This window comes from Mesorhizobium sp. M1182, from assembly GCF_040318335.1.
Lineage (GTDB): Bacteria > Pseudomonadota > Alphaproteobacteria > Rhizobiales > Rhizobiaceae > Mesorhizobium.
Genome location: NZ_JAMYMD010000011.1, coordinates 55,043 through 73,582 on the forward strand (window position 1 = coordinate 55,043; position 18,540 = coordinate 73,582).

General features: G+C 63.5%; 18 protein-coding genes. 15 read left to right on the plus strand and 3 right to left on the minus strand.

The annotated features are described in order from the left end of the window. Window positions 1-10: 10 nt before the first annotated feature. From NKH33_RS15620 to lpdA, 9 genes are all read left to right on the plus strand, one after another. A complete protein-coding gene (locus tag NKH33_RS15620; RefSeq protein WP_352540826.1) occupies window positions 11-382 on the plus strand; it encodes a cupin domain-containing protein in 372 nt (123 codons plus the stop codon). A gap of 2 nt (window positions 383-384) precedes the next feature. Then, the gene (locus NKH33_RS15625) at window positions 385-882 is read left to right on the plus strand and encodes a DUF1579 family protein (RefSeq protein ID WP_352920434.1); all 498 of its coding nucleotides are present in this window, start codon (window positions 385-387) and stop codon (window positions 880-882) included. A 12-nt stretch (window positions 883-894) separates the two neighbouring features. Further along, window positions 895-1,797 (plus strand): succinate--CoA ligase subunit alpha, encoded by a 903-nt coding sequence (gene sucD / locus NKH33_RS15630; RefSeq protein WP_352920437.1) that lies wholly within the window; start codon window positions 895-897, stop codon window positions 1,795-1,797. A 126-nt stretch (window positions 1,798-1,923) separates the two neighbouring features. Further along, window positions 1,924-4,911, plus strand: a complete 2,988-nt coding sequence (locus tag NKH33_RS15635) for a 2-oxoglutarate dehydrogenase E1 component (RefSeq protein WP_352920440.1) — start codon at window positions 1,924-1,926, stop codon at window positions 4,909-4,911. A 29-nt stretch (window positions 4,912-4,940) separates the two neighbouring features. Continuing rightward, on the plus strand, window positions 4,941-6,242 hold the full coding sequence (gene odhB / locus NKH33_RS15640) for a 2-oxoglutarate dehydrogenase complex dihydrolipoyllysine-residue succinyltransferase (protein WP_352920443.1): 1,302 nt from the start codon (window positions 4,941-4,943) through the stop codon (window positions 6,240-6,242). A gap of 9 nt (window positions 6,243-6,251) precedes the next feature. Continuing rightward, complete coding sequence (locus tag NKH33_RS15645; protein ID WP_352832380.1) at window positions 6,252-6,833, plus strand: hypothetical protein; 582 nt, start codon at window positions 6,252-6,254, stop codon at window positions 6,831-6,833. A gap of 65 nt (window positions 6,834-6,898) precedes the next feature. Then, window positions 6,899-7,351: a hypothetical protein gene (locus NKH33_RS15650; protein WP_352920583.1), complete on the plus strand. Its 453-nt coding sequence runs from the start codon at window positions 6,899-6,901 to the stop codon at window positions 7,349-7,351. Further along, entirely contained in the window at window positions 7,348-8,103 is a 756-nt protein-coding gene (locus tag NKH33_RS15655) for an SDR family oxidoreductase (RefSeq protein WP_352615455.1), read from the plus strand. The genes NKH33_RS15650 and NKH33_RS15655 overlap by 4 nt, the downstream gene beginning before the upstream one ends. A gap of 19 nt (window positions 8,104-8,122) precedes the next feature. Next, a complete protein-coding gene (lpdA, locus tag NKH33_RS15660; protein ID WP_352767376.1) occupies window positions 8,123-9,529 on the plus strand; it encodes a dihydrolipoyl dehydrogenase in 1,407 nt (468 codons plus the stop codon). 924 nt (window positions 9,530-10,453) lie between these two features. Here the strand turns inward: lpdA and NKH33_RS15665 are convergent. Both NKH33_RS15665 and NKH33_RS15670 read right to left on the minus strand, forming a co-directional pair. Beyond that, window positions 10,454-11,521 (minus strand): TraB/GumN family protein, encoded by a 1,068-nt coding sequence (locus NKH33_RS15665; protein WP_352920446.1) that lies wholly within the window; start codon window positions 11,519-11,521, stop codon window positions 10,454-10,456. Between the two features lie 85 nt (window positions 11,522-11,606). Then, window positions 11,607-12,545, minus strand: coding sequence for a tyrosine recombinase XerC (locus NKH33_RS15670; RefSeq protein ID WP_352920449.1), 939 nt, complete (start codon window positions 12,543-12,545; stop codon window positions 11,607-11,609). 115 nt (window positions 12,546-12,660) lie between these two features. On the opposite strand from NKH33_RS15670, the gene rimM reads away from it, so the two are divergent. After that, entirely contained in the window at window positions 12,661-13,260 is a 600-nt protein-coding gene (gene rimM, locus NKH33_RS15675; protein ID WP_352685328.1) for a ribosome maturation factor RimM, read from the plus strand. Continuing rightward, entirely contained in the window at window positions 13,257-13,955 is a 699-nt protein-coding gene (gene trmD / locus NKH33_RS15680) for a tRNA (guanosine(37)-N1)-methyltransferase TrmD (protein ID WP_352685327.1), read from the plus strand. The genes rimM and trmD overlap by 4 nt, the downstream gene beginning before the upstream one ends. Here the strand turns inward: trmD and NKH33_RS15685 are convergent. Further along, complete coding sequence (locus NKH33_RS15685; RefSeq protein ID WP_023679781.1) at window positions 13,937-14,689, minus strand: sulfite exporter TauE/SafE family protein; 753 nt, start codon at window positions 14,687-14,689, stop codon at window positions 13,937-13,939. The two genes, trmD and NKH33_RS15685, sit on opposite strands and share 19 nt — an antisense overlap. A 365-nt stretch (window positions 14,690-15,054) precedes the next feature. On the opposite strand from NKH33_RS15685, the gene rplS reads away from it, so the two are divergent. From rplS to NKH33_RS15705, 4 genes are all read left to right on the plus strand, one after another. Beyond that, entirely contained in the window at window positions 15,055-15,594 is a 540-nt protein-coding gene (gene rplS, locus NKH33_RS15690) for a 50S ribosomal protein L19 (protein WP_254817835.1), read from the plus strand. Window positions 15,595-15,856: 262 nt separating this feature from the next. Next, window positions 15,857-16,654: a transporter substrate-binding domain-containing protein gene (locus NKH33_RS15695; RefSeq protein WP_031212709.1), complete on the plus strand. Its 798-nt coding sequence runs from the start codon at window positions 15,857-15,859 to the stop codon at window positions 16,652-16,654. Window positions 16,655-16,920: 266 nt separating this feature from the next. Then, window positions 16,921-17,736: an amino acid ABC transporter permease gene (locus tag NKH33_RS15700; RefSeq protein ID WP_352920453.1), complete on the plus strand. Its 816-nt coding sequence runs from the start codon at window positions 16,921-16,923 to the stop codon at window positions 17,734-17,736. A gap of 52 nt (window positions 17,737-17,788) precedes the next feature. After that, entirely contained in the window at window positions 17,789-18,424 is a 636-nt protein-coding gene (locus NKH33_RS15705) for a class I SAM-dependent DNA methyltransferase (protein WP_352920456.1), read from the plus strand. The last annotated feature ends 116 nt before the right edge of the window (window positions 18,425-18,540 follow it).

Below are 18,540 nucleotides of genomic sequence, written 5' to 3' on the forward strand. Positions count from 1 at the left end.
TCGATAGGCGATGCCTCCGCACAAGATAAACCTCGTCGAGGCGGCGGATCAGAAGATCAAGAAGGTCTTCGATCCGCATATCGCCGGCGACGTGAACGACAGCCAGGTCAAGATCGCCAAGTTCGGCGATGTCTTCGACTGGCACGCGCATGACAATGAAGACGAAGCATTCCTGGTGCTGCGCGGCCGCATCGCCATCGATTTCCGCGACGGCACGGTTGAGCTTGGCAGCGGCGAGTTCATCGTTGTGCCGCGCGCCGTCGAGCACCGTCCGCGCTCACTGAGCGAGGAGCCTGTCGTGCTGATGTTCGAGCCGGCGACGACGCTCAACACCGGCAACGCTAAGAGCGACCTCACCGTCGCCGATCTCAAGCGGCTCTGACCATGAACGCTGCGCCCTTCTCCTCACTCTCGGCCGATCACCAGCGCCTGCGGGCGCTGGTCGGAGCGTGGCGCGGCGAGGAAGAGGTGTCGGCCACGAAATGGGCCGATGCCGGAACAGCGAGTTCGGAAATACTGGCAGAGGCACAGTTCGGCGGCCTGTTCGTAGTGCAGCGCTATCGCCAGCGCCGCGACGGCACGGTTTCGTTCGGCGCGTACAGCGTGTTCGGCTTCGACCAGCAAAACAAAATCGTCACCATGCACCAGTTCGATTCGATGGGTTTCGTGCCGATGTCGCCGGCCAAAGGCAGCTGGAACGGCACGGAGCTGGTTCTGGAGCGGTCGTCGCAGCGCGGCTCCGCGCGTGTGACTTATATTTTCGACAATGCCGATGCCTTCCGCATGCGACTGCATTTCAAACCTGCCGGCGGCGATGGCTGGCAAGACATGGTGAGCGGCGTCTACCGGCGCGTCTCGCCTTCCTCGATCAACGGTTTTTAGAAAAGGGCTCCGATGTCCATTCTCGTCGACAAGAACACCAAGGTGCTGGTGCAGGGCCTGACCGGCAAGACCGGCACGTTTCACACTGAACAGGCGCTCGCCTATCACGGCACAAAGATGGTCGGCGGCATCCACCCCAAGAAGGGCGGCGAAACCTGGACCGGCGCCAAGGGCGAGGCGCTTCCGATCTTCGCCACCGTAGCCGAAGGCAAGGCCAGGACCGGCGCCAACGCTTCGGTCGTCTACGTGCCGCCGGCGGGTGCTGCCGAAGCGATCCTGGAAGCGATCGAGGCCGAGATCCCGCTGATCGTCTGCATCACCGAGGGCATACCGGTGATGGACATGATCAAGGTCAAGGCGAGGCTCGACCGTTCGACGTCGCGGCTGATCGGGCCGAACTGCCCCGGCGTGCTGACCCCCGACGAATGCAAGATAGGCATCATGCCCGGCAACATCTTCCGCAAGGGCTCGGTCGGCGTTGTTTCCCGCTCGGGAACGCTTACCTATGAGGCGGTGTTCCAGACCACCAATGTCGGCCTCGGCCAGACCACCGCCGTCGGCATCGGCGGCGACCCGGTCAAAGGCACGGAGTTCATCGACGTGCTGGAGATGTTCCTCGCCGACGACGAGACCAAGTCGATCATCATGATCGGTGAAATCGGCGGTTCGGCCGAGGAAGACGCCGCGCAATTCCTCAAGGACGAGGCAAAGCGCGGCCGCAGCAAGCCGATGGCCGGCTTCATCGCCGGGCGCACCGCGCCGGCGGGCCGCACCATGGGCCATGCGGGCGCGGTCATCTCCGGCGGCAAGGGCGGCGCGGAAGACAAGATCGCGGCGATGGAATCGGCCGGCATCAAGGTTTCGCCGTCGCCGGCCCGGCTCGGCACGACGCTGGCCGAGGCGATCAAGGGTTAGGGGAGTAAGGGAGTACGGGAATAGGGGAGTAGGGAACAAGACGAGGGCATTTGCCCTACTCCCTTACTCCCCGATTCCCTTACTCCCCTCCAACAAAGGAGACGAAGCAAAGGCTTCGACAGTGACATGGCAAGACAAGATCAGGCCAACGACCAATTTTCGCTTACCTCTTTCCTCTATGGCGGCAATGCCGATTATATCGACGCGCTCTATGCCGCCTATGAGGACGATCCCGCTTCGGTCGATCCCGAATGGCAGGACTTCTTCGCGGCGCTGAAGGATGACGCCGGCGACGTGCGCAGGAACGCCAAGGGCGCCTCTTGGGCCAAGCCCACCTGGCCGATGCAGGCCAATGGCGAGCTGGTCTCGGCGCTGGACGGCAATTGGGGCTTGATCGAAAAGCACATCGAAAAAAAGGTCAAGGACAGGGCGGCCGGCAACGGCGCAGCGCTTTCCGACGCCGACGTGCATCAGGCGACGCGCGATTCCGTCCGCGCCATCATGATGATCCGCGCCTTCCGCATGCGCGGTCATTTGCACGCCAATCTCGATCCGCTCGGCATCGCCAAGCCGCTCGAGGACTATAACGAGCTGTCGCCGGAGAATTACGGCTTCACCGAAGCCGATTACGACCGCCCGATCTTCCTCGACAATGTACTCGGGCTGGAATTCGGCACCATCCGGCAGATGCTCGATATCCTGACCCGGACCTATTGCTCGACGCTCGGCGTCGAATTCATGCATATTTCCGATCCCGAGGAGAAGGCCTGGATCCAGGCGCGCATCGAGGGTACCGACAAGGAGATCTCCTTCACCGCCGCCGGCAAGAAGGCGATCCTGCAGAAGCTTGTCGAGGCGGAAGGCTTCGAGCAATTCATCGATGTCAAGTACAAGGGCACCAAGCGCTTCGGCCTTGATGGCGGCGAGTCGCTGATCCCGGCGCTGGAGCAGATCATCAAGCGCGGCGGCCAGCTCGGCATGAAGGAGATCGTGCTCGGCATGGCGCATCGCGGCCGGCTGAACGTGCTGTCGCAGGTGATGGCCAAGCCGCACCGCGCCATTTTCCATGAGTTCAAGGGCGGCTCGGCTGCGCCCGACGAGGTCGAGGGCTCGGGCGATGTGAAGTACCATCTCGGTGCCTCGTCGGATCGCGAGTTCGACGGCAACAAGGTGCATCTGTCGCTGACCGCCAATCCCTCGCATCTGGAAATCGTCGACCCGGTGGTGATGGGCAAGGCGCGCGCCAAACAGGACTATCTGTTCGGCCGCAGCCGCGAGGAGATCGTGCCGCTGGAAGAGCGTGCTAAGGTGCTGCCCTTGCTGCTGCATGGCGACGCCGCCTTTGCCGGCCAGGGCGTGATTGCCGAAATCCTCGGCCTGTCGGGCCTGCGCGGCCACCGCGTCGCCGGCACGCTGCATTTCATCATCAACAACCAGATCGGCTTCACCACCAACCCGCGCTTCTCGCGCTCGTCGCCCTATCCGTCCGACGTGGCCAAGATGATCGAGGCGCCGATCTTCCACGTCAATGGCGACGATCCGGAAGCCGTGGTCCATGCCACCAAGGTGGCGATCGAATTCCGCATGAAGTTCCACAAGCCTGTCGTGGTGGACATGTTCTGCTACCGCCGCTTCGGCCACAATGAGGGCGACGAGCCCGCCTTCACCCAGCCGATCATGTATCGCAAGATCCGCAACCAGAAGACGACGGTGCAGATCTATGCCGACCGGCTGATTTCCGAAGGCCACATCACCCAGGCCGAGTTCGAAAAGATGAAGGCCGATTGGCGGGCGCATCTCGAGCAGGAATTCGAGGTGGGCCAGCATTACAAGCCGAACAAGGCGGACTGGCTGGACGGCGCGTGGTCCGGCCTGCGCTCGGCCGACAACCAGGACGAACAGCGGCGCGGCAAGACCGCCGTGCCGGTCAAGATGCTGAAGGAGATCGGCAAGAAACTGACCGAGGTGCCGAAGGATTTCGAGGCGCACAGGACGATCATCCGCTTCCTCGACAACCGCCGCCAGGCGATCGAGTCCGGCGAAGGCATCGACTGGTCGACGGCCGAGGCGCTGGCCTTCGGCGCCATCCTGCTCGACGGCAATCCGATCCGGCTGTCCGGACAGGATTCGGAGCGCGGCACCTTCTCGCAGCGCCATTCCGTGCTCTACGACCAGCGCGACGAGACACGCTACATTCCGCTCAACAATCTGTCGGCGGCGCAGGCCGGCTTCGAGGTCATCAACTCGATGCTGTCGGAAGAGGCCGTGCTCGGCTTCGAATATGGCTACTCGCTGGCCGAGCCGAAGGCGCTGACGCTGTGGGAAGCGCAGTTCGGCGACTTCGCCAACGGCGCCCAGGTGGTGTTCGATCAGTTCATCTCGTCGGGCGAGCGCAAATGGCTCAGAATGTCGGGCCTCGTCTGCCTGCTGCCGCATGGCTATGAAGGCCAGGGGCCGGAGCACTCGTCGGCCCGGCTCGAGCGCTTCCTGCAGCTTTGCGCCGAAGACAATATGCAGGTCGCCAACGTCACGACGCCGGCCAATTACTTCCACATCTTGCGCCGGCAATTGAAGCGGGACTTCCGTAAGCCGCTGATCCTGATGACGCCGAAGTCGCTGCTGCGCCACAAGCGGGCGGTATCGACGCTGCCGGAAATGTCGGGCGAAAGCGCCTTTCACCGGCTGTTGTGGGACGACGCGCAGCTGCTGTCAGGCCAGGCCATCAAGCTCACCAAGGATTCGAAAATCCGCCGTGTCGTGCTCTGTTCGGGCAAGGTCTATTACGACCTCTACGAAGAGCGCGAGAAGCGCGGCATCAACGACATCTATTTGCTGCGCGTCGAGCAGCTCTATCCGTTCCCGGCCAAGGCCCTGATCACCGAACTGTCGCGCTTTCGCAATGCCGAGATGGTGTGGTGCCAGGAGGAGCCCAAGAACATGGGCGCATGGTCGTTCATCGACCCGTATCTCGAATGGGTGCTGGCGCATATCGACGCCAAGCATCAGCGGGTGCGCTATACCGGCCGGCCGGCCGCCGCCTCGCCGGCGACCGGATTGATGTCGAAGCATCTCGCCCAGCTTGCCGCCTTGCTCGACGACGCGCTTGGTGAATAGAACAGAACCGAAAGAAACGGACAGGCACAATGGCAACCGAAATCCGCGTCCCGACACTTGGTGAATCCGTCACCGAGGCGACCATCGGCAAATGGTTCAAAAAGGTCGGCGACGCGATCGCCGCCGATGAGCCGCTGGTCGAGCTCGAAACCGACAAGGTGAGGGTGGAAGTGCCGGCCGCCGCCGCGGGCACCCTCGCCGAGATCGCCGTCAAGGAAGGCGAGACGGTCGGCGTCGGCGCACTGCTCGGCACGATTTCGGCGGGCGCCGGCGCGGCAGCCAATGCCGCCGCCGCTCCGGCGGACAAACAGGATGCGGTATCGCAGGCTTCGGCTCCCACCGCAGCCTCGAGCGTCAAGCAGGCCGCTGCCGAGACGGCCAAGATCGCCGGCGACGCCGGCGCGATCGAGACGCGCACAATGCCGCCGGCGCCGTCGGCGGCAAAGCTGCTGGCCGAGCACAATCTCGCGGTCGACCAGGTGTCGGGCTCGGGCAAGCGCGGCCAGGTGCTGAAAGGCGACGTGCTCGACCTTATCGCCAGGGGCGCGCCGTCGCAGCCGGCCGAAATGCCGAAGGCAGCGCCTGTACCGGCACCCGTTGCCGCGCGCGCGCCGTCCCCGGCCGACGATGCGTCGCGCGAGGAGCGCGTGCGCATGACCAAGCTGCGCCAGACGATCGCGCGCCGCCTCAAGGAAGCGCAATCGACCGCCGCCATGCTGACCACCTTCAACGAGGTCGACATGAGCGCGGTGATGGCGCTGAGGGGCAAATACAAGGACGTGTTCGAGAAGAAGCACGGCGTGAAGCTCGGCTTCATGGGCTTCTTCACCAAGGCCGTCACCCATGCGCTGAAGGAGATCCCGTCGGTCAATGCCGAGATCGACGGCACCGACATCATCTTCAAGAACTACGCTCATATCGGCGTTGCCGTCGGTACAGAGAAAGGCCTTGTCGTGCCGGTTGTGCGCAATGCCGACCAGATGTCCATCGCCGAAATCGAGAAGGACATCGGCAGGCTGGGGCTTGCGGCGCGCGACGGCAAGCTCTCCGTCGCCGATATGCAAGGCGGCACGTTCACGATTTCCAACGGTGGCGTTTACGGGTCGCTGATGTCGACGCCGATCCTCAATGCGCCGCAGTCGGGCATTTTGGGCATGCACAAGATCCAGGAGCGGCCGGTGGTGGTCGGCGGCCAGATCGTGATCCGGCCGATGATGTATCTGGCGCTGTCCTACGACCACCGCATCGTCGACGGCAAGGAAGCGGTGACTTTCCTGGTCCGGGTCAAGGAAAGCCTGGAGGATCCCGAGCGGCTGGTGCTCGACCTCTAGGGGGCTCCGGTGGCTGAGCCGATCGACCCGATAGATCTGTTCGAACTATTGTCGACAGGCCGTGCTGGCCCAATCGAGCTCGGCAAGAGCGACCGCGAGACGGTTCGCAGCTTGATAGATCCGGAGGATCTGCGGGCGGACAATCATTATCGCCACGGGGACGCCGGATCGGCGTGGTGCATCTATGGTGCCAATTGCGAGTTCTTCTTCAGTCCCGATTTTCGTCTGAGGTCGATTAGTGTCGAGCCTGTCTTCGGAAGACTGGAATCGGGTGGAACGATGGCGACTTGGTACGGCCATCTTAACGTCGATGTGGGCCGGCATCCCGTGACTTTTGCAGGCACAAAACCGATTGCCATACATACCTTGCCCAAGGCACTGCAGTTCCTGAACAAGAGCGAGTTCAAGTGGGCAATCGGCGGCGGTCGTGAGCGCGACGTCTATATTGAGCTGGCGGAGAGTTCTCGCATCTTGACTCTCAAATACGAGGTGAACGCGGTTCCGGTCGACAGGAATGAAAACGTAGCGTTTGAGATAGACTATTTTCTTTCGACGGTCTTCATCCTCGATCAAGCTGTTCAAGGCGGATAGCAGTGACGATCCGTTCTTTCTTGTCCGAAAGCCTGTCGACCGCATCGATAGCGGTCGGCGCGGCGATGATCCCGGCGGCCGCGCACGCCGCCTGCCCGCTCGAGCTCGCCGTCTATGGCGATCCTGAAAACGCCGCCGAGATCGATTTCAGGCCGACCGGCGAGTCGGCCGCCGTCACCAACAGCTTCAAGATGGTATTCGACAAGGGCGTCGTGCTCGACGGCATCGTCATGTGGACCGAGGGCGCGGCGCGGCCGCATGGCTCGCTGATGTACAAATGCCCGGCCGGCGACGTCACCGGCGACGAGCTCGCCGCCTGCACCGTGTGGGAGGGCGTCATCTACACTGCCGACGACCAGGGCGATATCACGTTGCTGCCGGGCGAAGGAAAGGATGCGCCGAAGAAGCTGATCTTGCCTGACTTGGGAGCGTCGTTGCAGATGTCGGCGGCCTATGGCGCCAACGGCTTTTCCAAGGTGCCCTGGGACGTCTTTGCCCTGAAGGGATGTCAGGAATGAGCGCGAGCGGAAAGATCCTGCTGGTGACCGGCGGCAGCCGCGGCATTGGCGCCGCTACATGCAGGCTTGCCGCCAGGGCCGGCTATCGCATTGCGGTCAATTACGCGTCGAATGCAAAAGCCGCCGAAACGGTGGTCGCCGACATCGAGGCTGCTGGCGGAGAAGCCTTCACAGTCAAGGCCGATGTCGGCAGCGAGACGGACGTATTGGCCATGTTCGAGGCTGTCGATGGCCGTTTCGGTCGGCTCGACGCGCTCGTCAACAATGCCGGCGTGGTCGACCAGAGCGCGCGCATCGACGAGCTTAGCGCTGCAAGGCTGGAGCGCATGATGCGCATCAATGTGATCGCGCCGATGCTTTGCGCCCGCGAGGCGGTGAAGCGGATGTCGACCAGGCATGGCGGCAAGGGTGGTGCCATCGCCAATGTTTCTTCGATCGCGGCAAGGCTTGGCGGGCCGGGTCAATATGTCGACTACGCCGCCTCCAAGGGCGCGGTCGATTCCTTCACCATCGGGCTTGCCCGCGAAGTGGCCGGCGAAGGCATTCGTGTCAACGCGGTCAGCCCGGGCATCATCGACACCGAAATTCATGCCTCCGGCGGGCAGCCGGATCGCGTCGAGAGAATGCGCAAGGTGGTGCCTATGCAGCGCGTCGGCACCGCCGAGGAAGTCGCAGCCGCAATTCTCTGGCTGCTGTCGGACGAGGCGTCCTACACAACCGGCGCCAATCTGGAAATCGGCGGCGGCCGCTAAAGCAAAAGGGGACAGTATCATGGCCTATGACGTCGTTATCATCGGATCGGGACCAGGCGGCTATGTCTGCGCCATCAAGGCGGCGCAGCTCGGTCTGAAGACGGCGGTGGTCGAAAAGAACCCGACCTTCGGCGGTACCTGCCTCAACATCGGCTGCATCCCGTCAAAGGCGCTGCTGCATGCGTCCGAGATGTTTGCCGAGGCCGGCCATTCCTTCGAGGCGCTCGGCGTCGAGATCGGCGCGCCCAAGCTCAACCTTGGGAAGATGATGGCACACAAGGATGCGACGGTGACGGCCAACGTCAATGGCGTCGCCTTCCTGTTCAAGAAGAACAAGATCGACAGTTTTCGTGGCACCGGCAAGGTGGTTGCGGCCGGCAAGGTGTCGGTGACCTCCGATGACGGCAAGGTCGAGGAGATCGAGACCAAGAACATCGTCATCGCCACCGGCTCCGACGTCGCCGGCATTCCCGGCGTCAAGGTCGATTTCGATGAGAAGGTGATCGTCTCGTCGACCGGCGCGCTGTCGCTGGACAAGGTGCCGGGCCATCTGGTGGTGGTCGGTGGTGGTGTCATCGGTCTGGAGCTCGGCTCGGTATGGGCGCGGCTCGGCGCCAAGGTCACCGTGGTCGAGTTCCTCGACACCATCCTGGGCGGCATGGATGGCGAGGTCTCCAAGCAGTTCCAGCGCCTGCTGTCGAAGCAGGGCTTTGAATTCAGGCTGGGCGCCAAGGTGACCGGCGTCGCCAAGGCCAAGAAGGGGGCGACGGTTACCTTCGAGCCGGTCAAGGGCGGAGCAGCCGAGACGATCGAGGCGGACGCGGTGCTGATTGCGACGGGACGACGGGCCTATTCGGACGCTCTCGGGCTGAAGGAGGCCGGCGTCGACGTCGACGAGCGCGGCCGGGTCAAGACCGACGGCCATCTCAGGACCAACGTGCCCGGCATCTACGCCATCGGCGATGTCATCGCCGGGCCGATGCTTGCCCACAAGGCCGAAGACGAGGGCGTGGCGGTGGCCGAGACCATCGCCGGCCAGGCCGGTCATGTGAACTATGACGTGATTCCGAGCGTCGTCTACACGACGCCGGAAATCGCCACGATCGGCAAGACCGAAGAAGAATTGAAGAAGGCCGGCATCGACTACAAGGCCGGAAAATTCCCGTTCAGCGCCAATGGCCGCGCGCGCGCCATGCTGCACACCGACGGCTTTGTGAAAATCCTGGCCGACAAGGCCAGCGACCGTGTACTCGGCGTCCACATCGTCGGCTTCGGCGCCGGCGAGATGATCCACGAGGCGGCCGTGCTGATGGAATTTGGCGGCTCGTCGGAAGACCTAGCCCGCACCTGTCACGCCCATCCGACAATGTCGGAAGCGGTAAAGGAGGCGGCATTGGCGACGTTCTTCAAGCCGATCCATATCTGAGCGGTTGAATCGCAGGCGACGGTGGCGATTGGCGAAATAGCCAATCTCCCCCCAAGTGGCCCCAAGTGGGGAGATGTCCGGCAGGACAGAGAGGGGCGCGAAGGGTCACCACAGACGGCTTCCATTCTCAACCGCAGATGGATTCCAGGGTCTCCGCGATGTCGCTTCGCTCCTGCTCCGCGCTGGATGACGGAGATGAAGTTAGCCCATGGCTAATCGCAGCTCAGAGCATCGACGGCTGCTCTCAAAAAAACGGCCCGCCTTTCAGCGGACCGTTCATATATTAAATCAGCAGTCTGATCACTGAGCCGGTGCCGGCGCTGGTGCTGGTGCTGGTGCCGGGGCCGGGGCCGGGGCGGGCGCAGGGGCCGGAGCCGGAGCCGGAGCCGGAGCGGGTGTTGCCGGAGCTGGCGCAGGAGCCGGTTCGGCTGGTTTCATCGGCTCGGCGGGCGCTGGGGCGGGAGCCGGTGTGCTGGCTGCGGGCGGTTCGGCAGGCGCAGGTGCCTCGCTACGTCTTCCAAAAACATAATAGGCGACAATTGCCAGGATAACGACGACCAGGGCAATCAGCCAGCCGCTGCCGCCGCCGCTTGGCCGTGCGGAGCCCGGCGAGGTGAATGGGTCGTTCGGATTGGGTGTGTTCGCCATAAAAGTGTCCTCCGTGGATGAAAAACATCAAGTAATAGCCATCAACGTACAATCGTTGAATCGGTTTCACATTAGGCGTTGAAAACGCCGAAAACAGGGCAATTCTGATCCGGAATCGCTCGCAGGCATGCATTTCCACCGCAAAATGGGTTCGATCGAGCCAAACCGAACCTTTTTCGGTTTCTTGGCACGAAGCGCGGCTGGTCCGCCGTCGCGCCACGCGTAAGGGCTGATCCCGCCTCGGCAATGATTCGGTGTGCAACTCCGCCGTGTCGTTCAGTTGACGGCGGTCACCGTATAGCCGGTCTTGCGGAAACCCTCGACCAAGCCTTGCGCTCCGGGAAGGTGCATGGCGCCGACCGCCATGAAGACATTGCCGTGGGCGAGGATCGGCGCTGCACGATCGACCATCACCTTGTTGCGGCTGGTGATCATGGTCTGCTCGAATTCGGCGTAACCCGATTGGTCGTCGACCTGTTCGGGGACGACAGCCCGAAACAGCGGTACATACATGCCAGTGTCGCCACGCCGGTAAAGCACGATCATGGTTTCGTTGACGTCGTTCACCTTGTCGCCAAGCTTCAGCGTATCGACCAGCCCCTTCAGGTGAAAGGCGATCGGCAGCGAAGCCATGGCGCGCAGCTGGTCGGCGATTGTCTCCAGCCCCTCGACCGATTTGCCCGAAGCCTCGGCGTCCTTGGCAAGCTTGACGTCGAGCACCGGCGCACCGCCAGCCTGGCGAGCTACTTCGCATGCAGGTAGCGCCACCATCGCCGACAGCAACCAAGGTTTCATCTTGGCGACGGTCGCTGGCGGGATGCCACGCGCATCGAGCGCCTTGTTGACCACCGCCGCATCCTCCGGCGACAGCAGCGACGAAAGCGTCGTCTTGTCGGTGAACATCATCAGATCCGGCTCTTTCAGCATTGCTGCCATCATCTTCTGCTTGTCGAGCACTTCGGTGGTCTCGATGATGACGGTGCCAGCCGCATCGAATGCCTCCTGCGCGGCGGGTGGCAGCGTGGTGACGCGCGGGTCGGCAACGTGCATGGTGCCGAACAGGAAGGACGGTTTTTCGCCCGATTTTTCGAGCTTCCACAGCAGGCCCTTGCCGTTCGGCGTCGCTGCCGCCTCCGCCTCGATCTTGCGGTAGGCAGCCGGGTCGTCCTTTTGCAGCGCGCTCAGCATATCGCTACCGGTGCAGGCCGAAGTCTCGGCGCGTGCCTTGCCCGCCGCGAGCAGCGCGACGATGAGGAAAGAGAGGAAAAACAGGGCGTTGAGCGCGACGAGCAGCTTCAGCGACATATGGGTCGCGCGGTCGGCGATGGCGATGAGGCGTTTCATGCTGCGGTTCTAGGCGCAAAAAGCGGCAAAACGGTTAACCGGCGCATCAAAATTGTTGCGAGATGGCCACCGACACATGCATCGATCACGCACGAGGATGAGCTGCTTCGTAAATCTCGAGCAGCCTGGCGGTGTCGACGCCGGCGTATATCTGGGTTGTCGACAGGCTGGCGTGGCCGAGCAACTCCTGGATGGTGCGCAGGTCGCCGCCGCGCCCTAGCAGATGCGTGGCGAAGGAATGGCGCAGCGCATGCGGCGTCGCCGTGTCGGGCAGGTTGAGCGCCGAGCGCAGCTTGGCCATGTCGCGCTGGACGATTGCCGGGTTGAGTGGGCCGCCGCGGGCACCGCGAAACAGCAGGCCCTTGGGATCGAGATGCCAAGGGCAGAGGCGGCGGTATTCGGCAATCGCCCGCAGCGCCACCGGCAGCACCGGCACCAGCCGGGTCTTGCCACCCTTGCCGGTGACGCGCAGCACGGTATCACCAGGTGAGGAAAGATCGGCGCTCGACAGGCCGAGCGCCTCGGAAATCCGCAAACCGGACCCATAGAGCAGGGTCAGCACGGCGGCGTTGCGCGCGGCAATCCACGGCTCCTCCGCCAGTTGGCCTTCCACCGAGACGACGTGTTTTGCATCGCTTGCGGTCAGCGGCTTGGGCAGCGATTTCGGCTGCCGCGGCGCGCGCAAGGCTGTCGCACCTGCCGCATTGGCGAGGCCGCGCCTTTCCAGGAAACGCAACAGCGAGCGGATGCCGGCCAGCCCGCGCCCGAGCGTGCGGGCGCCGGCGCCCTCAGCACGGCGGGCAGCGAGAAAGCCGCGCAAATCGGCGGGGCGCAGATCGGCGATGTCGGAAATGCCGGGCGAGCCGCCGCAATGGCCGGTCAGGAAATGCAGGAACTGGCGTGTGTCGCGCTCATAAGCCTCGACGGTTTCGGGCGACAGCCGGCGTTCGCGCGCCAGCATCTTCAGCCAGGCCTCGCGCGCCGCCTGCAGGTCGGGTTTTGCCGATATGAGGAATTCCTGCATTGCACTCTTCCAGTTCCCCGCCATCTTCCGGCACGCGGGTTAGGAAGCGGTGAAGAGCGGCGTCATTGAAATGACGACGGGCTGGGGTTAGAGCAAGGCAAAGGATTTTCCGCAGATGAGCAAGCCGCAAAACCCCGTCCAGATGGCCGTGATCGGTGCCGCGCACGGCATCAAGGGCGAATTGCGCGTCAAGAGCTTTACCGGCGACCCGCTGGCGCTGGCCGATTACGGTCCCCTCTACGCCAGGGACGGCCGCGCCTTCCAGATCGTTGACATCAGGCCCGCCAACACCGTGGTGGTGGTGCGCTTCAAAGGCGTCAACGACCGCAATGCCGCCGAGGCGCTGGCCGGCACCGAATTGTTCGTCGATCGTTCGGTGTTGCCCGATGAGGGCGAAGAGGATGAATTCTACCATGCCGACCTCGTCGGACTGGAGGTCAAGGACGACACCGGTGCGGTCGTCGGCAAGGTCGTCGCCGTGCACAATTTCGGCGGCGGCGACATTCTCGACGTGACGCTGGCGGGGCGCAAGGGCGTGCTCATCCCGTTCACTCAGGCCGCCGTTCCGGAAGTGTCGATCGCCGGCGGCTTTGTCCGCGTTGATCCAGCCGCCGCAGGTTTGGTCGAGGATGAGGACGGCGAGCCTCCCGCTGACGACGGTTTCGACCCCAGGGGCAGGCCGCGCGGGCCGAGGGACGCCGGAGGCAACCGGTGAGTTTTTCGGCTTCGGTGCTGACGCTCTATCCCGAGATGTTTCCCGGCGCGCTTGGCCTGTCGCTGGCCGGCCGCGCCCTCGAGACCGGCATTTGGTCGCTCGAAACGATCCAGATCCGCGACTTTGCCAGCGATCGTCACCGTACCGTCGATGACACGCCGGCCGGCGGCGGCGCCGGCATGGTGATGCGGGCAGACGTGCTGGCCAGCGCCATTGACCATGCCTCGCCGGCAGCCGATCCACGTCCGCGCCTGCTGATGAGCCCGCGCGGCAAGCCGCTGAACCAGGCACGCGTGCGCGAACTCGCCGCTGGGCCGGGTGCGGTGATCGTCTGCGGCCGCTTCGAAGGCGTCGACCAGCGGGTCATTGAGGCGCGCGGCCTCGAAGAAGTTTCGATCGGCGACTTCATCCTGTCCGGCGGCGAGCCGGCGGCACTGGTGCTGCTCGACGCCGTGGTGCGCCTGCTGCCCGGCGTCATGGGCAATGCGGAATCGGGCGAGGAAGAGAGCTTTGAAAACGGCCTGCTCGAACATCCGCATTACACACGGCCGCAGGAATTCGAGGGGCGGCCGATCCCCGAAGTGCTGATTTCGGGCAATCACAGGAAGATCGCGGCGTGGCGGCGGGCCGAAGCGGAGAGGCTGACGAAGGAGCGACGCCCGGATCTGTCAGCCGCTCAGCCCTTATCGAAATAGTAGAAAGCCAGGAACAGGCCGACGGCGATGACGAAGCCGCGCACCGCGTTCTGCGGCACGCGCCTGGCGATCCAGACGCCGGCATAGCCACCCAGCGCGCCACCCGGGATCATGATGATCGCCTGCAGCCAGGCAATGACGCCGCCCGAGACGAAGACGAGGATGGCAACCGCAGCAATGACCACGGCCAGCATGTTCTTCAATGCGTTCAGCCGGTGATAGTCGCCGGACTGGGTGAGACCGAGCGTCGCCAGCATCATGACGCCCATGCCGGCGCCGAAGAAGCCGCCATAGACGGCGGTGGCGAACTGCGCCAGCGACCCGACCAGCGAACCTACCGCGGCCTCATGCTCCGGCTTGGGCGCCGGCTTCAGCCATGGCCCGGCAGCGAACAATGCGGTTGCCGCCAGCAGCAGCCACGGCACCAAGGCGCGGAACGACGGGTTGTCGAGCCCTAGAAGGATGAGCGCGCCAGACAGCGCACCGAGAGCCGAAATGAGGCTGAGCAGCAGTGCGCCACGCCAGAAATGCTTGATGTCGTGCCAATAGGCGAGCGTCGAGGTGATGTAGCCAGGAAATTGCGTCACCGACGATGTCGCATTGGCGACGATCGGCGGCAGGCCGGCCAGGGTCATGGCGCCAAAGGTTATGAACGTGCCGCCGCCGGCAACGGCATTGACCGCGCCTGATAGAAAGCCGGCGAGAAAGAGCAGGACCGCGTCCAAGATTGGCATGAGGGTGTCGTCGCTGGAGGAAAATGCTTATCTTCCGGCTTAGGAAGCTTGACGCGCGGGCGCAACCCCCTGGACCACAAGCGATCACGGGATTGCCACAGCGGCCTCAGCCAAAAAGAACAGCGCCAAAAAAGAAACAGCGAAGGCGTGACAAAGCGCCGAAATAGCTGTATGTGCGCGCCGAACCGGAAGAAAATATGCCAAGAGCGATCTTCTGGCCCGTCAACAATGACGGTGTAGTCGCCCCTGCCCGATGTTCTCGAACAGAAGTTCTCGAACGAAGGGCATAGCCGAGCGGTCGATGCGACTGCAAGGCGAGTGTCGGACGCTCTGACTGTCGGAAGAACAAGAAGTGGATTATTGAGATGGACATCCTCCGTCAGCTCGAGGCCGAGCAGGCCGCCAAGATCGAAGCCAAGCGCAAGCTCCCCGAATTCCAGCCCGGCGATACCGTGCGCGTCCAGGTCCGTGTGACCGAAGGCACCCGCACCCGCGTCCAGGCCTATGAGGGCGTCGTCATCGCCCGCGCCGGCGCCGGCTTCCAGGAAAACTTCACCGTCCGCAAGATCTCCTACGGCGAAGGCGTGGAGCGGGTGTTCCCGGTCTATTCACCGATGGTCGAAGGCGTCGAGATCGTGCGCCGCGGCAAGGTGCGTCGCGCCAAGCTGTACTATTTGCGTGACCGTCGCGGCAAATCGGCCCGCATTTCGGAAAACACCGGCGTGCGCGCCCGCAAGCTGAACGACGAAGAGCGCGATGCGCTGAACGCCGAGAAGGCGCGCATCGAGGCCGAGAAAGTGGCCGCCGCCCAGGCGCTGGCCGCCGAGAAGGCCGCGCAGGACGCCGCCGAGAAGAAGGCCGCCGACGAGGCCGCCAAGGCCGCGGAAGCAGCTGCCGCCGAATAAGGCTCTTCAAGAACGTATTTTCGGAAAGGCGGCTTCGGCCGCCTTTTTGTTTCGCGAGGCGGATTCTATTTTGCCGGGCTGCATCGGCCGCAATCGATACGGATCGTTCCGTAATGCCGCCGTTGAAAGCATTGAAATCCATTTTCGTGCCGAACGCCGCATCGGAGCGGCTTGCAAGGCGCCGGCGGAAAGCTAAAGTCGGCGCCGGATTTCCTGCATGCCTCGGCCGATCGAGGCGGTTCAGTTCCTGGGGAGCATCGTCATGATCAATTCGAAACTGCTGCTGGCCGGCCTGCTGGCTTGCCTTCTCGTGCCTGTCGCGGCTCTGGCGCAGGCGCTGCCCGACCTCGGCGGCAAGAAAGTGGTGGTGGTGACCGAAAACGCCTATCCGCCGCTGCAGTTCATCGATGCCAAGACCGGCAAGCAGATCGGTTGGGAATATGACGCGATGAACGAGATCGCCAAACGGCTGAATTTCAAGGTCGAGTACCAGAATACCTCCTGGGACGCGATGATCCAGGCGGTTTCCGACAATCAGTACAACATCGGCATGACCGGCATCACCATCAAGGACGACCGCAAGCAGAAGGTCGATTTCTCCGATCCGTATATGCGCTCGGAACAGTTCATGCTGGTGCGCGGCGACGAGAAGCGCTTCACCGATGCAAAGACGTTCGCCGCCTTCAAGGACGGGCTGATCGGCGCGCAGGCCGGCACCACGCCCTTCTACACCGCCGTCTACAGCGTGCTCGACGGCAACGAGCAGAACCCGCGCATCAAGCTGTTCGAGACATTCGGCGCGACGGTGCAGGCGCTGAAGGCCGGCGACGTCGACGTCGTGCTCACCGACGGCACTGCCGGCAAGGGCTATGTCGATGCGTCCAATGGCGGCCTTAAGCTGATCGGCGGCCCACTCGGCACCGAGGATTTCGGCTTCATCTTCCCCAAGGGCTCCGACCTGGTGAAGCCGGTCAACGCGGCAATCGCCGCGCTCAAGGCCGACGGTACGCTCGACGCGCTCAACAAGAAGTGGTTCCTTGATTACAAGATGGGGCAGTAGGCCCGCTTGTTGCGCGCATTTCATGACGATTGTGCGCGGGAACTCGCGCTGACTCTGCGCTCGTACACCCCCCTCTGTCCTGCCGGACATCTCCCCCTCAAGGGGGGAGATCGGATTTCGCATCGGCTTTCGCCAATTTTCAGTGTTGCAGAACGGGCCGCGAGGTCAAAGCTGCCGATCTCCCCCCTTGAGGGGGAGATGGCCGGCAGGCCAGAGGGGGGTGTGACAGAACGCTGCCTTCGTGACTCTGTTATCGGTACCGCTTGATGCCGTCGGCGCCTCTCGCCTCAGCCAAATCCGACTTCCCGTGGTGGCTTGCCGTGGCCGTGGCGATCGCCTTGGCCGCCGCCATCTTCATCGCTGCCAGCGACGTCTATGCCCAGGTCTTCGCAACCGTCGCCAAGGGCATCGGCGTCACCATCTTCGTCACGGTGGTCGCCTTCGCGCTGGCTTGCGCGATCGGCCTCGGCGTCGCGCTGATGGGCCTGTCGGGCTCACGCTGGCTCAGCCAGATCGCCCGCTTGTACGTCGAGATCATCCGCGGCGTGCCGATGCTGGTGCTGTTGTTCTGGATCGCCTTTGCCGGCGCGCCGGCCTTCGTCGCGGCATGGAACGCGCTGATGGCGCCGCTGCAAAGCGCCGGCCTCTTCGGTGAGCTGCTGGTACGCGACGTGTCGTTGCTTTGGCGCGCCGTCATGGCGCTGACCATCGGCTATTCGGCCTTCATCTCGGAGGTGTTCCGCGCCGGTATCCAGGCGGTCGAGAAGGGGCAGATCGAAGCGGCCAAGGCGCTCGGGCTGACGCGCACCCAGCGCTTCCGGCTGGTCATCTTTCCGCAGGCGATCCGCACTATCATGCCGCCGCTCGGCAATGATTTCGTCGCCATGGTCAAGGATTCCTCGCTGGTCTCGGTGCTCGGCGTCGCCGACATCACCCAGATGGGCAAGATCTACGCCGCCGGCTCGTTCCGCTTCTTCGAAACCTATTCGATCGTCGCCTATATCTATCTCATCCTGACCGTCGGCCTGTCGTTGGCCTTGCGGGCGCTGGAGAAGCGGCTGCGCCACCAGCATGGGGAATAGAAGGCAGGCGAAAACGGCGCTACCATCGAGCGGACGCGACCGGGGAGGACCCATGATCATCGACAAGGCCAATGCGGCGCTGGAAGCGGTCTATACGGCCGACACGCCTGAGACGCTCGCCAAGGCCTATGCGCAATGGGCCGCGACCTATGACGGCGAAACCGCGGCGCTCGGCTATCTCCTGCCGTTCCTGATCACCGCCTGGGTGGCGCGCCATGTGCCGCCGGGCGAAGGGCCGCTGCTCGACGCCGGTTGCGGCACCGGCCTGTCGGGGCCGTCGCTCAAGGCACTCGGCTACCACGATATTGCCGGGCTCGACCTGTCGCAGGACATGCTGAAAATCGCCGGCAGCCGGCAGGCCTACAGCGAGCTGAAACAGGCGATGCTCGGCGGGCCATTGCCTTGGGCGGACGGGTATTTCCGCGCCTTTTTCTCGACCGGCGTGTTCACCATCAGCCACGCACCGGCGTCGGGCCTGCGTGAACTGATACGCATCACCAGGACGGGCGGCCACGCCATCTTCACGGTCCGCGATCAGGTGTTTGAAAGCGGCGGGTTCAAGGCCGTGTTTGGCGAACTGGAGCAGGCGAAAAAATGGCGGCCGGTCGAGGAGAGCCCGTGGTTCCGCTGCTACGCAATCGCCGAGCCCGACGCGCTGGTGAAGACGTTTGTGTTCGAGGTGCTGTGAAGCGCCTGCGAAGGCCGCCACGATTGCTGAAAAGCCAAAACATTGATATGAGCAGCGCCATGGAAGAGCTTTTTGGCGATCCGGCCTATAAGGGTTTCGTGCTGCAGGACAGAAAA

Coding starts and splice junctions, on each gene's coding strand:
- NKH33_RS15620 (WP_352540826.1), top strand. CDS start 11: ATGCCTCCGCACAAGATAAACCTCGTCGAGGCGGCGGATCAGAAGATC.
- NKH33_RS15625 (WP_352920434.1), top strand. CDS start 385: ATGAACGCTGCGCCCTTCTCCTCACTCTCGGCCGATCACCAGCGCCTG.
- sucD (WP_352920437.1), top strand. CDS start 895: ATGTCCATTCTCGTCGACAAGAACACCAAGGTGCTGGTGCAGGGCCTG.
- NKH33_RS15635 (WP_352920440.1), top strand. CDS start 1,924: ATGGCAAGACAAGATCAGGCCAACGACCAATTTTCGCTTACCTCTTTC.
- odhB (WP_352920443.1), top strand. CDS start 4,941: ATGGCAACCGAAATCCGCGTCCCGACACTTGGTGAATCCGTCACCGAG.
- NKH33_RS15650 (WP_352920583.1), top strand. CDS start 6,899: ATGATCCCGGCGGCCGCGCACGCCGCCTGCCCGCTCGAGCTCGCCGTC.
- NKH33_RS15655 (WP_352615455.1), top strand. CDS start 7,348: ATGAGCGCGAGCGGAAAGATCCTGCTGGTGACCGGCGGCAGCCGCGGC.
- lpdA (WP_352767376.1), top strand. CDS start 8,123: ATGGCCTATGACGTCGTTATCATCGGATCGGGACCAGGCGGCTATGTC.
- NKH33_RS15665 (WP_352920446.1), bottom strand. CDS start 11,521: ATGAAACGCCTCATCGCCATCGCCGACCGCGCGACCCATATGTCGCTG.
- NKH33_RS15670 (WP_352920449.1), bottom strand. CDS start 12,545: ATGCAGGAATTCCTCATATCGGCAAAACCCGACCTGCAGGCGGCGCGC.
- rimM (WP_352685328.1), top strand. CDS start 12,661: ATGAGCAAGCCGCAAAACCCCGTCCAGATGGCCGTGATCGGTGCCGCG.
- NKH33_RS15685 (WP_023679781.1), bottom strand. CDS start 14,689: ATGCCAATCTTGGACGCGGTCCTGCTCTTTCTCGCCGGCTTTCTATCA.
- rplS (WP_254817835.1), top strand. CDS start 15,055: ATGGACATCCTCCGTCAGCTCGAGGCCGAGCAGGCCGCCAAGATCGAA.
- NKH33_RS15695 (WP_031212709.1), top strand. CDS start 15,857: ATGATCAATTCGAAACTGCTGCTGGCCGGCCTGCTGGCTTGCCTTCTC.
- NKH33_RS15700 (WP_352920453.1), top strand. CDS start 16,921: ATGCCGTCGGCGCCTCTCGCCTCAGCCAAATCCGACTTCCCGTGGTGG.
- NKH33_RS15705 (WP_352920456.1), top strand. CDS start 17,789: ATGATCATCGACAAGGCCAATGCGGCGCTGGAAGCGGTCTATACGGCC.